12 protein-coding genes and 1 pseudogene are annotated in these 14,028 nt (G+C 63.9%); 4 read left to right on the top strand and 9 right to left on the bottom strand.

Annotated elements, in window-relative coordinates; genetic code table 11:
- Positions 1-95 precede the first annotated feature (95 nt).
- The 4 genes from ACVWZP_RS15390 to ACVWZP_RS15375 are packed head-to-tail and all read left to right on the top strand — an operon-like array spanning position 96 to position 4,880.
- Positions 96-1,607 carry an efflux transporter outer membrane subunit gene (locus ACVWZP_RS15390; protein WP_079442885.1) on the top strand — a complete coding sequence of 504 codons (1,512 nt, stop codon included), beginning with the start codon at positions 96-98 and terminating at the stop codon, positions 1,605-1,607.
- A 10-nt stretch (positions 1,608-1,617) separates the two neighbouring features.
- Positions 1,618-3,819 carry an FUSC family protein gene (locus ACVWZP_RS15385; protein ID WP_079442886.1) on the top strand — a complete coding sequence of 734 codons (2,202 nt, stop codon included), beginning with the start codon at positions 1,618-1,620 and terminating at the stop codon, positions 3,817-3,819.
- Entirely contained in the window at positions 3,809-4,009 is a 201-nt protein-coding gene (locus ACVWZP_RS15380; protein WP_017845905.1) for a DUF1656 domain-containing protein, read from the top strand. The genes ACVWZP_RS15385 and ACVWZP_RS15380 overlap by 11 nt, the downstream gene beginning before the upstream one ends.
- A gap of 10 nt (positions 4,010-4,019) precedes the next feature.
- Complete coding sequence (locus tag ACVWZP_RS15375) at positions 4,020-4,880, top strand: efflux RND transporter periplasmic adaptor subunit (protein ID WP_046484565.1); 861 nt, start codon at positions 4,020-4,022, stop codon at positions 4,878-4,880.
- A gap of 34 nt (positions 4,881-4,914) precedes the next feature.
- Here ACVWZP_RS15375 and ACVWZP_RS15370 read toward each other — a convergent pair whose 3' ends face one another.
- The 9 genes and pseudogenes from ACVWZP_RS15370 to ACVWZP_RS15330 all read right to left on the bottom strand — a co-directional run bounded on the left by ACVWZP_RS15370 (position 4,915) and on the right by ACVWZP_RS15330 (position 14,028).
- Entirely contained in the window at positions 4,915-5,817 is a 903-nt protein-coding gene (locus tag ACVWZP_RS15370) for an HlyD family secretion protein (RefSeq protein WP_017845903.1), read from the bottom strand.
- Positions 5,814-6,464: pseudogene (locus ACVWZP_RS15365) on the bottom strand (ABC transporter ATP-binding protein); the annotation flags it as partial. The pseudogene ACVWZP_RS15365 and the gene ACVWZP_RS15370, both read right to left, overlap by 4 nt.
- A gap of 109 nt (positions 6,465-6,573) precedes the next feature.
- Entirely contained in the window at positions 6,574-7,704 is a 1,131-nt protein-coding gene (locus ACVWZP_RS15360; RefSeq protein ID WP_046484561.1) for an ABC transporter permease, read from the bottom strand.
- Positions 7,704-9,050, bottom strand: a complete 1,347-nt coding sequence (locus tag ACVWZP_RS15355; protein WP_457369907.1) for an efflux transporter outer membrane subunit — start codon at positions 9,048-9,050, stop codon at positions 7,704-7,706. Before ACVWZP_RS15355 ends, ACVWZP_RS15360 begins: the two co-directional genes overlap by 1 nt.
- A 310-nt stretch (positions 9,051-9,360) precedes the next feature.
- Positions 9,361-9,762 carry a hypothetical protein gene (locus ACVWZP_RS15350; protein WP_017845899.1) on the bottom strand — a complete coding sequence of 134 codons (402 nt, stop codon included), beginning with the start codon at positions 9,760-9,762 and terminating at the stop codon, positions 9,361-9,363.
- The gene (locus ACVWZP_RS15345; RefSeq protein ID WP_017845898.1) at positions 9,763-10,575 is read right to left on the bottom strand and encodes an SDR family oxidoreductase; all 813 of its coding nucleotides are present in this window, start codon (positions 10,573-10,575) and stop codon (positions 9,763-9,765) included.
- A 14-nt stretch (positions 10,576-10,589) separates the two neighbouring features.
- Positions 10,590-11,054 carry a multidrug transporter gene (locus ACVWZP_RS15340; RefSeq protein ID WP_288077334.1) on the bottom strand — a complete coding sequence of 155 codons (465 nt, stop codon included), beginning with the start codon at positions 11,052-11,054 and terminating at the stop codon, positions 10,590-10,592.
- A gap of 647 nt (positions 11,055-11,701) precedes the next feature.
- Positions 11,702-13,153, bottom strand: a complete 1,452-nt coding sequence (locus tag ACVWZP_RS15335; RefSeq protein WP_046384632.1) for a mannose-1-phosphate guanylyltransferase/mannose-6-phosphate isomerase — start codon at positions 13,151-13,153, stop codon at positions 11,702-11,704.
- Between the two features lie 221 nt (positions 13,154-13,374).
- The gene (locus ACVWZP_RS15330) at positions 13,375-14,028 is read right to left on the bottom strand and encodes an alginate O-acetyltransferase AlgF (protein WP_046384631.1); all 654 of its coding nucleotides are present in this window, start codon (positions 14,026-14,028) and stop codon (positions 13,375-13,377) included.

The raw sequence follows: 14,028 nt of genomic DNA, 5'->3' as shown, positions 1-14,028 counted from the left end.
TAAAGATTCACAGGAATACCAGCTTATCGTCATTCCCCTCGCGTCCTAGAATTACACCACCTACCCTGCATCACCCACCTCAGGAATTCGCAGCAGTGCCGCGTCGCATCAGCAGAGAGCTGAAGACTCTCAGTGTTTGGGCCTTATCGTTAGCAATCAGCGGCTGCATCGGAACCGGAGGAATCGCCCCCCAAGACCAGGCCCTCAGCGCCAATACCCTGGCCACCGACGAGGCGATCCAGAGCGCCGCCCGGGACGCCCGCTGGCCCACCGCGCAATGGTGGCAGGCCTATGGCGATCCCCAGCTCAACCGCTGGGTCGAACTCGCGACCCACGACAGCCCGAGCCTGGCCATGGCTGCCGCGCGTGTGCGTGAAGCGCGGGCCATGGCCGGGATTGTCGAGTCGGCCGAGTCGTTGCAGATCAACAGCGACACCACCCTCAAGCGCCACAACTGGCCGAACGACCAGTTCTACGGCCCGGGTGCATTGAGCGGTTCCAACACCTGGGACAACAATACGTCCCTGGGCTTCAGCTACGCCCTTGACCTGTGGGGCCGCGAAAGCAACGCCACCGAGCGTGCCGTCGACCTGGCGCACATGAGCGTGGCCGAAGCACGCCAGGCCCAGCTCGAACTGCAGAACAACGTAGTGCGCGCCTATATCCAGCTGTCGTTGCATTACGCCAACCGCGACATCGTCGCGGCCACGCTGGCCCAGCAACAGCAGATTCTCGACCTGGCGAATAAACGCCTGAACGCGGGCATTGGCACGCATTTCGATGTGAGCCAGGCCGAAACCCCGTTGCCCGAGACCCATCGCCAACTCGATGCCCTGGACGAAGAGATCGCCCTGAGCCGCAACCAGTTGGCGGCGTTGGCGGGTAAAGGCCCGGGCGAGGGCGCGCGACTGCAACGTCCGACCTTGTCCCTCGGCGCGCCACTGAAATTGCCGTCCAGCCTGCCCGCGCAATTGCTCGGCCAGCGCCCGGACGTGGTCGCCAGCCGTTGGCAGGTGGCAGCGCAGGCGCGTGGCATCGATGTCGCGCACGCCGGTTTCTACCCCAACGTCGATCTGGTCGGCAGCCTCGGCTACATGGCCACCGGCGGCGGCATGCTGGGTTTTCTGGCCGGCAAGAAATTCAACTACAACGTCGGCCCGGCCATCACCCTGCCGATCTTCGACGGCGGCCGCCTGCGTTCGCAGCTGGGTGAAGCCAGCGCCGGCTATGACATCGCCGTGGCGCATTACAACCAGACCCTGGTCAACGCGCTCAAGGGCATCAGCGACCAGTTGATCCGCCGCGAATCCATGGACAAGCAAAAGGGCTTCGCCGCAGAGTCGGTGGCCTCGGCGCAGAAAACCTACGACATCGCGATGATCGCCTACCAGCGCGGCCTTACCGATTACCTCAATGTGCTGAACGCCCAGACCCTGTTGTTCCGCCAGCAGCAAGTCGAGCAGCAGGTGCAGGCCGCGCGTCTGACGGCCCACGCCGACCTGGTGACCGCCCTGGGCGGCGGGCTGGGCGCCGGCAACGATGTTCCGCAAGACACCAAGACTGTCCCGAGCAAGACCCCGGCGGCGCTCGCCGTGTTCGATCACTGAGTAGGATTTGATGACTCCCTTGCCTGCACCGCTGCGCTGGCTGTATTCCCTTGAGTGGCGCCGTGGCTTTTTCGACTGGGCACGCAGTGACGGCGTGACCTGGGTGTACATCTTCAAGGTGCTGATCGCTGCGTTCGCCACGCTGTGGCTGGCCATGCGCCTGGAACTGCCGCAACCGCGCACCGCGATGATCACCGTGTTTATCGTGATGCAACCCCAGAGCGGCCAGGTGTTCGCCAAGAGCTTCTATCGCTTCCTCGGCACCTTGGCCGGGTCGGCGGTGATGGTGTTCCTGATCGCCTTGTTTGCGCAGAACACCGAGCTGTTCCTCGGCTCGCTGGCGATCTGGGTGGGGATCTGCACCGCTGGCGCCACGCGCAACCGCAACTTTCGCGCCTATGGCTTTGTGCTCGCCGGTTACACCGCTGCGATGGTCGGCCTGCCGTCCCTGGCCCACCCGGACGGGGCGTTCATGGCGGCCGTGTGGCGGGTGCTGGAAATTTCCCTGGGGATTCTGGTCTCCACGCTGGTCAGCGCGGCGATCCTGCCGCAGACCTCCAGTGCGGCGATGCGCAACGCGCTGTACCAGCGCTTTGGCGTATTCGCGCTGTTCGTCACCGACGGCCTGCGTGGGCGCAGCCAGCGCGAAACCTTCGAAAGCACCAACGTGCGCTTTATCGCCGAAGCCGTGGGCCTGGAAGGCCTGCGCAGCATCACCGTGTTCGAAGACCCGCACATGCGTCGGCGCAACGGCCGGCTCAGTCGCCTCAACAGCGAATTCATGAGCATCACCACGCGCTTCAACGCCTTGCACCAGTTGCTCGAACGCCTGCGTGCCGATGCCGCGGACCACGTTGTCGCCGAAATCAAACCGGGCTTGCAGGACTTGGCCGAGGTGCTCGACGGGTTCTCCGGCCGCGCCCTCACCAGCCCCGACGCGGCGCGGCTGGTCAACCAGTTGAGCGTCTACAAGGACGGCTTGCCCGCCAAGGTCCGCAGCCTGCGAGCGATCTTCCAGCAAGGCAACCCGAGCGAAGACGAGCAGTTGGACTTTCATACCGCCTACGAGCTGCTCTACCGCTTCGTTGACGACCTGCACAACTACGCACAGACCCACGCCTCCCTGGCCGATCACAGCCATGCGCGGGAACAGTGGGACGAAACCTTCATCCCCAAAACCAACTGGCTGGCCTGCGTGGCCTCGGGGGTGCGGGCGTCGTTCATCCTGATCGTGCTCGGCAGCTACTGGGTGGCGACCGCCTGGCCGAGCGGCGCGACCATGACCATGATCGCCGCCGCCACCGTCGGCCTGTCCGCCGCCACGCCGAACCCCAAACGCATGGCGTTCCAGATGGCGTGCGGCACCCTGATCGGGGCGCTGGTGGGCTTCGTCGAAATGTTTTTCGTGTTTCCCTGGATCGACGGCTTCCCGCTGCTGTGCGTGATGCTCGCGCCGGTGATCATCCTCGGTGCCTTCCTCGCTTCACGCCCGCAATACGCCGGGGTCGGCGTGGGCCTGCTGATCTTTTTCAGCACCGGTTCGGTGCCGGACAACCTCACGGTCTACAACCCCTACAACTTTATCAACGACTACATCGCGATGATCATCGGCATGCTGGTGTGCGCGGCGGCAGGGGCGATCATCCTGCCGCCCAACAGCCGCTGGCTGTGGCGCCGCCTGGAACAGGACCTGCGCGAGCAAGTGGTGTACGCGATCAGCGGCAAGCTCAAGGGCCTGGCGTCGAGTTTCGAAAGCCGCACCCGCGACCTGCTGCACCAGGCCTACGGCCTCGCTGTCGGCCAGCCGCAAGTGCAACGCAACCTGCTGCGCTGGATGTTCGTGGTGCTTGAAGTCGGCCATGCGATCATCGAGTTGCGCAAGGAACAGGCGATCTTGCCGATCCACCCGGCCTACGCCGAATCCCAGCCCTGGCGCCAGGCGATCCGCGTGATGGGCCGCTCACTGGTGCGCCTGTTCCTGCAACCCAGCGCCAGCAACCTGGAGCGCGGGCTGATTGCCGTCGACCATGCGATCAGCCGCGTGCAGGCGACCGACGAACCCTTCGCGCCGCACTTCGATACCTCGGCCCTGCGCCGGGTGAAAAGCTACCTGCACTTCATCCGCACTTCGCTGCTGGACCCGCAATCGCCACTGGCGGCCTACAAGCCCCAAGGCGCGCTTATGTTGAAAGGAGCTGGGCATGCCTCGTGAAATCGCGTTCCACGGCATTTACATGCCGACCGTGACCCTGATGTTTTTGATCGCGGCGGGGTTGGCCTGGGCGCTGGACCGCTTCCTGGGGGGGTTCGATCTGTACCGTTTTTTCTGGCACCCGGCGTTGCTGCGCCTGAGCCTGTTCGTTTGCCTGTTCGGCGCCCTGGCGCTGACCGTCTACCGTTGAGAATGCCCCGATGAAAAAGTTTTTCAGCCTGCTCGCGACCTTGCTGGTTCTGGCTCTGGCGATCTGGATTGGCCGCACGCTGTGGGTGCATTACATGGAAACCCCCTGGACCCGCGATGGCCGCGTGCGTGCCGACATCATCAATGTCGCCGCCGACGTCACCGGCGAAGTGGTCAACGTGCCGGTGCGTGACAACCAGTTGGTGAAAAAGGGCGACCTGCTGATGCAGATCGACCCCGAACACTACCGCCTCGCCGTCAAACAGGCGCAAGCCCTTGTCGCTTCGCGCAAAGCCACCTGGGAAATGCGCAAGGACAACGCCCACCGCCGCGCCGACCTCGACGCGCTGGTGATCTCCAGGGAAAACCGCGACGACGCCGGCAACGTCGCCGACTCGGCCCTCGCCGACTACCAGCACGCCCAGGCACAACTGGAAGCCGCCGAACTGAACTTGAAACGCACGCAAGTGGTGGCGGCCGTCGACGGCTACGTCACCAACCTCAACGTGCATCGCGGTGACTACGCGCGCATCGGCGAAGCCAAGATGGCCGTGGTCGATATGAACTCGTTCTGGGTCTATGGCTTCTTCGAAGAAACCAAACTGCCCCACGTCAAGGTCGGCGATAAGGCTGATATGCAGTTGATGAGCGGCGAAACCCTCAAGGGCCATGTGGAAAGCATCTCTCGCGGCATCTACGACCGCGACAACCCCGAGAGCCGCGAACTGATCGCCGACGTGAACCCGACCTTCAACTGGGTGCGCTTGGCCCAGCGCGTGCCGGTGCGGATTCATATCGATGAAGTGCCCGAAGGCGTGTTGTTGGCGGCGGGGATTACCTGCACGGTGATTGTCGACTCTATCCAGCACTGAACCTCTGTCGGGCTGGGCGGGTCGTGACGATTACCTACGGCCCAAACCGCACCAGCAGGCGCTGCCCCACGCGCAGAGACGGTGGCGCCGGCTGATCGAACGCCAATATGCATTCAACGGTACGCGTATTGGCCCTGACCAAGGCGTCGTCTTCCAGGGTGCTGTTGCCCAGTACCGCGCTGATCCGCACCACGTGGGCGGTCAGCGCCACTGAACCATCGGCGCTGTCATCGGTGACTTCGGCCTTCATTCCGGGGCGCACCGCACCGGTAAATGACTCGTTGAGCTCAGCCCTTACGATACGCGCCTGGTTCGGCAACAAAACGAAAGCCGGCCCGGACTGTGCAGACACTGCGGCACCGGGTTGAATCAGGCGCCGAACCACCTCGGCGTCGACCGGCGCACGCAGGCTGCGTTGCGCCAGTTCGTAGCGTGCCGCCGTCAGCTTTCTCGCGGCGACTTCGGCGTCTGTCTGAGTCTTTTCAATCTCGTCGCGCAAGCGCTCGGCGGCCTCGTGGGCCCCATCGGCACTCTGGCTGTCGCCGGCGCCTGCCTTGGCGGCGGCGGTCAGGCGGCTGGCCTGCTGCTCGGCGAACTTGAGCTGCCTTGCCAACTGTTTGGCTTGGATCTGCACTTGGCGTTGCTCGGTCAGTGCGGCGGCGACTGCCAGTTGCGCCAGTTCACTGTCCAGGGTGGCGAGCAGTTGGCCTTTCTTGACTTGCTCGCCTTCCGTCACCTTGATCTCGGCGACCACTCCGTCGCGACTCGCGCCGAGCTTGAGCAAACCGCCTTCCACATCGATACGGCCGCGCGCGACGGCCAGGTAGGTTGGCGCCGTTGACGTCGGCGTGGAAGGCGCATCTTCACGGGAGCAGGCGCTCAGCAATACAAGTGCGGTACTCAGAAGCAGCCAAGAGCGAAGCGGGCGCGCGTTCATACAGAGTGTTCCTGGGTTCCGACCATAGCGGCCGGTTGGAAGGGAAGGGATTGATCGTTCAAAATGCGGCCGTCTTCTATGGTCAGCACGCGGTCGCAATTACTGATCAGGCGCGGATCGTGGCTGACGCACAGCACCGTGGTGCCACGCGTGCGGGCGATGCGGTGCAAAATATCGATCACGATCTGGCCGTTGGCTGCATCGAGGGCGCTGGTCGGTTCGTCGGCGAACAACAACTCGGGGGCCTTTGCCACGGCGCGTGCAATCGCTACGCGCTGCTTTTCGCCGCCGGACAATTCGGCCGGGCGCAGTTGCATGCGCGAGCCCAGCCCGACGTCCTCCAGCGCCTCAATGGCGCGTGCTCGGACTTCCGTGCTCGGCAGCCCCAGGTAGCTCAAGGGCAGCTCGACCTGTTGCTGCGCAGTCAACGCCGGAAACAGGTTGAACCCCTGGAATACGAAGCCGGTGTGGCGCAGGCGAAAATTCTCCAGGGCCCGCGTGTCGAGGCTTGAAAGGTCGTGCCCCAGGGCCGATGCGCTGCCGCGGTCGGGCTGCTGCAGGCCGCTGAGGATCGCCAGTAGCGTGCTTTTGCCACAGCCGGACGGGCCTGAGATCAGGGTCAGTTCGCCGGGCCGTATCGCCAGGGTAATGTCATGCAGCACTGGGGTTACGACCCGCCCCGAGGTGAACGATTTACTGATACTGCTGGCTTGCAGCGTGAAGGGTGTGGCGGATGTCAGGAGACTCATGGCAGTGCTATCTCAGAAGGCTGGCCGGGTCGGCGTGGCGTAAGGTGCGGATGGCCGCCAGGCCCGACACGAGTGCCAGGAGCATGCTCAGGCACAGGCAGGCGAGGGCCGCGACGGGCGAGAGCTGCACCGGCACGTTGTAGTGCGCCGCCAGGGCGAAGAACAGGCCGGCGAGCACCGAACTGCCCAGCAGCCCCAGTGCCCCGACCCAGAAAGCCTGCTCCATGACCACTTTGCGCAGGGCATTCACGCCGACGCCAAGGGCGTTCAAGGTGGCGTACTCGCGGATGGAACCGACGACCGCGGCGACCAGCGTCTGGCTGGTGATGACCGCGCCCACCAGGAACACAATCGCGGCCAGAAACAGCACGCCGGCACCGGCACCGGTGTCGAACATCCAATACATCTGCGAGCGCTGGGCGAACTGTTGTGCGGTCCATACCGAGTAGTTGCCGAATGCAGGGCCGTCGCTCAGGCGCGCGGCAACCGCACCGGCCTGAGCGGGATCGCGCACTTTGGCCACCAGGTAGGTGATGCGGTCTGCTGCGGTGGTGGTGTCGAGCTGCCGGGCGGTGGCCAGCGACGCCAGCACATTGACCCCACCCAGCGCGCGCAGGCCGCTGGTGACGCCCACCACGCGCACACGTTGCCCGTTGATGGTCGCGGCGTCCCCCAGGTTCACGCCCAGGGTGCTCAGATCGGCGCGGTCGACGATCACCGCACCGGGCTCGGCCAGGCGGGCGCGCAGTGCCGTCGGCAGGGCGCGCGCAAACATCAGGCCGTCTGGCCCGACGTCGATGCCGCTGACAAACACCGACACGCCACCGGTATCTCGCGCACCGCGCCAATCGGCGTCGACCCAGCGAAACGACTCGACACGCAGGACATCGGCGTCCATGCGCAGGCGCATTTCCACGCCGGCATCGATCGGTCTCCCGAGGTTGACGCTTTGCGTGCCGGGGTAACCGACCCAGAGGTCCGCCGTAGAGCCGGTGATATAGACGCTGGCACTGCCGAAAATACCCAGCACCAGCGCGGCCTGGAGCAACTGCAGCAGCCCCGCGAAGCCTACGGCAATCATCGCGGGCAGGAAGCGCCGCCATTCGTGGATCAGTGTCAGACGGGCAAGCGCCACCATCAGTCAGCATCCTTCACTGTCGGGTTCGGTAACGGTGCGCCGCCCAGGGCTTTATAAAGCGCGATGTAGGCGATGTCCCGTTCGGTGCTGGCGCTGTCGGCCTGTCGCATGGCTTGCAGTGCCTGCACGTGGGCGCTCGTCAGCTCCAGTGGGCTCATGAGCCCCAGGCGCTCGCGTTGTTGCAAGGCCTCCAGGCGCGTCTGCGTCGCCTTATGGGCCTGGCGCGAGGCGTGCTCGCGCAGGCGCGTTTGTTCGAGGTCGCCCAGGGCGATTTCGGCTTCGGCAACGCCTTGCAACACCGCCTGGCGATAAGTCAGAACCGCTGCCTGCAACAGGTGGTCTTTCGCGCGGGCAGTGGCGATACGTTGGCCCCAGTCGAACAACGGGATGCTGATCCCCGGCCCGGCCGAGAAAATACTGTTGCCGCTGGGCGTGCGCTTGCGGTTGCTGGCAATGTTCAGCGACCACTGCAACGAAGCGCCCAGGCTGAGATGCGGGTAGATATCGGCGCGGCTCATCCCCAACTCCCCGGCGGCCACAAGAACCTCGGCCTCGGCGCTGGCAATTTCCGGGCGTGTGCGCAGCAGGTCCGCCGGCACGTTGTTGAGTTGCCACTGGCCGAGCGTGGGCTGCGGTCCGGGCTGCAGCCAGCGCGGGTCGGGCTCCGGCCGACCCGACAACAGCGCCAACTGCTGGGCATGGCGGTGGATCCGTCGTTGCGGCCCGCTCAGCTGCATCTCGGCCCGCGCCAGTTCCGCCTCGGCGCCCGCCACGTCAGCGTGCGGCGCCAGGGCAAGTTGCTCGCGCACGCGCAGCAGCACCAGTTTTTCCTGCTGAGCGTCACGAATGGCCGTCAGCGCGCGTTCGGCGTGTTGCGCCGAACGCAGCTCAACCCAATGCCGGGTGACTTCGGCGACCAGCGACACCTGGACGCTGCGCAAGTCGGCGGCCACCAGCGCCTGGTTGCCCTCGGCGATGCGATCCGCGCTCTGCCTGGCGCCGAACAGTGGCAGTTCCCATTGCGCATCGAAGCCGATCAGGAAGTACGAACTGCTGGTGTCGGGGCTTATCGCGTCGTGGGTCTTGATCCCGATCGAGGGCAGATAGGGCGCTTGCGAATGTTGGCTCAGCACTCGCGCGGCCCGCAGGCGCTCGACTGCGGCGGCGACGTCGAGGTTGTTGTGCAATGCCTGATCCACCAGGGTATCGAGTTCAGGATCATTGAAGGCGTGCCACCACCGATTGAGGTCGGGCTTGGCCGGCGCCAGTGGGGACGGTGCATTGCGCCATGCCTCTGGCGCGGGCGGTTTCAACGCGGGCAGAGGTGCGACCGAACAGCCTGTCACCGCAGTTAACCCCAGTGACAGTGTGAGCAGCGTCCGACAGGCGCGCGATTTGTTTAAAGGCTTGATAGGGGTCACCCAAGAGGTACCGGAACGGCTGTGTCGAATCGACGCGAACAGCGATCAACGACAAGCTAGGTATGAGGTCTGAGCGTGTTGAGTCAGAAGTCAGCGCGTCACTCTAGCGAGAGTGTCCGTTCAGTTCTGTAGCGAAATTGTATTGCCGCCAATGAGCGGGGGACTCAGGGCGATGGGCTGTGCGCGCAAGCGGGGGGAGGCTTGCGCGCATACGGGCGGGGTGTTGCCTGGCGGTTCAGGCCTGGCAGTACGTCTCGTGCAAATGGCGCCACAGCAGTGCGCCGCTGGCCTGTTTCTCGAAGACCACCGTGGCGCGGCGATCGGTCTGGGTGCCGCTGTCGTCGATCTGATGTTCGCGGTAACTGACGACGGCGCCGCGGGCATGCCGGTCAATGCCGCTCAGTTCGCTCAAGGTGATCTTCAACCCTGGCCGCTGGCCGCCCAGGCGGGTGAACAGGTAATTGACCCCAGCGGCGTTCATGCGTGTGCCGGTGGAGGGCGCAATCATGCTGAACTCCGGCGAGAAGCGCGCGAGCAGCCTTTGCAGCGTGCCTTCAGGCGCCACGCCGGCGAACCACTGTTCGATCTCGACGTGGGTCTGGATCACTTCTTCGAAAAAGTCGCTGTAGTCGATCATTTACAAACTCCTATTCAAACCAAAGCGTCGCTTCAATACGTTTTCCAACAACCCTTTGGGCAGTAACGCCGCCATCAACGGCAGTGCCCGACTGCCATTGCCCGCGCGCAATAAGCGGGGCGGTGTCGGTTGTTGCACGGCGTTCAGGACCTGGCTGGCAAATCGGCTGGCCGGTGTCGGGTTGTCCTGGGAGGCCCGGGAGCGCGCGCGGATGCCTTCGCGCAACGGCCACCACGGCGATTGTTCGTTGATCAACAGCTCCGCCTGGGCCCCGGCGTTTTTCGCAAAGCGGGTATCGATTGCGCCCGGTTGCACTTCCATCACCCGCACGCCAAACGGCGCCAGCTCCATGCGCAGGGCATCGCTCAAGGCATGCACGGCGGCTTTGGAGGCGCAGTAGGCGCCAGCGAATGGCGTCACCAGCACCCCGGAAACGCTGCCGATATTCACCACCAGGCCTTTGCCGCGACGCAGTGCGGGGAAGAACGCCTGGGTTACACCGACGATGGAGAACACGTTGGTTTCGAACTGACACTGCAGCGCCTCGGTGCCGCCGTCGAGCAACGGGCCCATGGCGCCGTAGCCGGCGTTGTTGACCAGCACATCCAGCTCGCCCCACTGCTCGGCCAGGTGCTGCAAGGCGGCGCTGTCGTTGACGTCCAGTTGCACCGCGTTGAAGCCGGCGGCGGACAAGCGGGCGACGTCTTCCGGTTGGCGGGCGCTGGCCCACACGTCGAAGCCGGCGGATTTGAAGGCCTCGGCCAAGGCGCGCCCGATGCCGCTGGAGCAACCGGTGATGAGTACGTTGGGCATGGATCGGTCCTTTGTCAGTCCGAGAAGCTGCCTTGCAAATGCTCGGCGCGAAATTCCAGGGTTTGCGGGCGGTAGCCAGGGCGCAGCGGCGGGGTGGGCAGGCAGTCGTCCCAGGTGGCGCCGGCCTGCAACTCGCCGGGGCCGCGATAGCGTGGGGCAGCATAGACGTTGTCGGCCAGGTTGACCGTATCGCCCGGCGCATAGGCAGCGACGCGCCAGCGCAGTTCGGTCAGCGGTACGTCGTTGCCGTTGTTCAGGGTCAGTTTCAGTGGGCGGTCGGCCGGGCAGTCCTGTGGGGCGTAGATGATGCGCAGCTCCAGGCGCGCCAGTTGCGACGCTTCACGATTGTCCAGCCACACCACCCACACGCCCACCAGCCCCAGGCCCACAGCGGCGGCCAGCGATACGGGCAGGGCTTTGGCCGGGTAGCGCAGCAACAGGACCAGCCAGGTGATGATCAGGAGAACGCCGAAGAACATGGAGACCACCTCGAATCGGGAACGAGCATCCTAACTTAAGCGTAGGTGGGATTGGCTACCTTGAGTGCTGCGGTGGCCGGGCGGGGCTCATCGGGGGCAAGCCCCCTCCCACCTTTGATCTGTGAATACATTCAAATGTGGGAGGGGGCTTGCCCCCGATGAGGCCCTCACAGCCAGCGCAAATCCCAAACAAAAAGCCCCCACCCACCTTTGATCTGTGAATACATTCAAATGTGGGAGGGGGCTTGCCCCCGATGAGGCCCTCACAACCAGCGCAAATCCCAAACAAAAAGCCCCCTCCCACCTTTGATCTGTGAATACATTCAAATGTGGGAGGGGGCTTGCCCCCGATGAGGCCCTCACAGCCAGCGCAAATCCCAAACAAAAAGCCCCCACCCACCTTTGATCTGTGAATACATTCAAATGTGGGAGGGGGCTTGCCCCCGATGAGGCCCTCACAGCCAGCGCAAATCCCAAACAAAAAGCCCCCACCCACCTTTGATCTGTGAATACATTCAAATGTGGGAGGGGGCTTGCCCCCGATGAGGCCCTCACAGCCAGCACAAATCCCAAACAAAAAGCCCCCACCCAAGCCACTGCGGATAGGGGACGCAATGACCTGGGCGAGGGCTTCTTTTACGACTGTTTTACTGCGCGATCGTTTTCACCGACACGCCACGTTCTACCGGCGTCGAGCGACCGTAGATATCCTCAAACCGCTCGATATCGTCTTCGCCCAAATAGCTGCCCGATTGCACTTCGATGATCTCCAGCGGGATTTTGCCCGGGTTGCGCAGGCGGTGTACCGAGGCGATCGGGATGTAGGTGGACTGGTTCTCGCAGAGCAGGAACACGTTCTCGTCACAGGTGACTTCGGCGGTGCCGCTGACCACGATCCAGTGTTCGGCGCGGTGGTGGTGCATCTGCAGCGACAGGCACGCGCCCGGCTTGACCGAGATGTGCTTGACCTGGAAGCGCCCGCCCATGTCGACCGAGTCGTAGGAGCCCCACGGACGGTAGACTTCGCAGTGGTTCTGGGTTTCGCTGCGCCCTTGTTCGTTGAGGGTGGCGACCATCTGCTTGACGCCCTGGACCTTGTCCTTGTGGGCAATCATCATCGCGTCCTTGGTTTCCACCACCACGATGTTTTCCAGGCCGATCACCGACACCAGCTTGCCGTTGCCGTGGATCATGCAGTTCTTGCTGTCCTGGATCACCACGTCGCCTTTGGTGACGTTGCCGTTGACGTCTTTATCGTTGACCGCCCACAGCGACGCCCAGCAACCCACGTCGCTCCAGCCCGCGCTCAGCGGCACCACGCAGGCGCGCTGGGTTTTTTCCATCACCGCGTAGTCGATGGAATTGTCCGGGCAGCAGGCGAAGGTGGCTTCGTCGAAGGTCACGGTGTCGGCGGTCTGCTCGCTGCGTTCGAGGGTCAGCACGCAGGTGTCGTAGATGTCCGGGTCGTGCTTTTTCAGCTCTTCGAGAAAGCGGCTGGCGCGGAACAGGAACATGCCGCTGTTCCAGAAGTAGCCGCCGCTTTTGACGAACTCGACGGCGCGTTTTTCATCGGGTTTTTCCACGAACTGTTGCACGCGGCTCACGCCTTCGGGCAGCAGCGAATCGTTGGCGGACTTGATGTAGCCATAACCGGTTTCCGGACGGGTCGCCGGCACGCCGAACAGCACCATCTCGCCACGCTCGGCGGCCACGGTGGCCAGGGCCAGGGCGCGTTGCAGGGCTTTCTGGTCGTCGATCACATGGTCGGCCGGCAGCACCAGCATCAGCTCGTCGCGGCCTTCATTGACCAGCATCATCGCGGTCAGCGCCACGGCTGGCGCGGTGTTGCGGCCGAAGGGTTCCATCAGGATGCGCTGGGCTTCCAGCTTGCGCACGCTCAGTTGCTCGTTGACGATGAACCGATGGTCTTTGTTGCAGACCACGATTGGGGTGTCCATGCCATCGAATACCAGGCGCTCCAGGGTTTGCTGGAACAGCGTGTGCTCGCCGGTCAGGGCCAGGAACTGTTTAGGAAACTGTTTGCGCGAAAGCGGCCAAAGACGTGAGCCGCTACCACCGGAAAGGATTACTGGGATCATGCTGTTTCTCCTTGAATCGATTTGGGTCAGAGCTACGAAGGTTTGTCGTTCCACTCTTGTTTTTGTCTCGGTCCGAACTGACGCCTCTGCCCTCTGTAGGCGCGAGCTTGCTCGCGAAGAACTCCCAGACACCGCGTACATCCAGAATGCCCGCGTCATCAGTGGCGATTTTCGCGAGCAAGCTCGCTCCTACAGTGGGTTGCTGTCAGTCCGAGAAATGTTTAGCGGGTCGACACGGGGCGTTTCACCCACACTGGCGACAGGCTTGAACCGGAGCCGGTGATGTACAGCACCGCCGCCTCACCACGCTCCAGGGCTACCGGTTTCACGTCGCCGACTTTCTTGTCGCCGTCGTACAGCGCCAGGCTGACCTTCACCGGGTTGATTTCACGCTCGCCACGGCCTTTGGCGGCGACGGCCTTGACCACGTCGGTCTTGCCGTCGGCGGTTTTCAGGGTCAGGGCCTTGTCGCTGAGGTTCTGCACGCGCACCAGGGATTTCTGTTTGTTCTTGAACGGCGGTTCTTCGATCAACTGCGGCTGACCGCTGCTGTTGTTGACCAGGGTGTAGTAGTGGTCGGCGGCGAGCTTGACCGACACGGTCTGGCTGCCCACCTTGGCGCTGTAGTCGCCGCCGGGCATGAAGCTGAAGTCGCTGCTGGCCAACGGGGCGACGTCGCTCAGGTTGGTGGCGCCGACGGTGGCGCTGACTTCCTGATTGGAGGCGTTATAGACACGCACGAAGCTCGAGCCTTTCGGTGCGACAGGGCCGTACAAGGCCGCGTCACCGGCGAAGGCGGACATCGATACAACGCTCATGCCGGCAACCAGGGCCAGGGTCTTGGCGAGACGACGCGGAGTAGTAGTGAAAGTCAT

It is taken from the genome of Pseudomonas sp. TE36184, from assembly GCF_054060055.1.
Note: the sequence above shows the minus strand (reverse complement) of the source record. Positions and strands in the feature narration are given on the sequence as shown.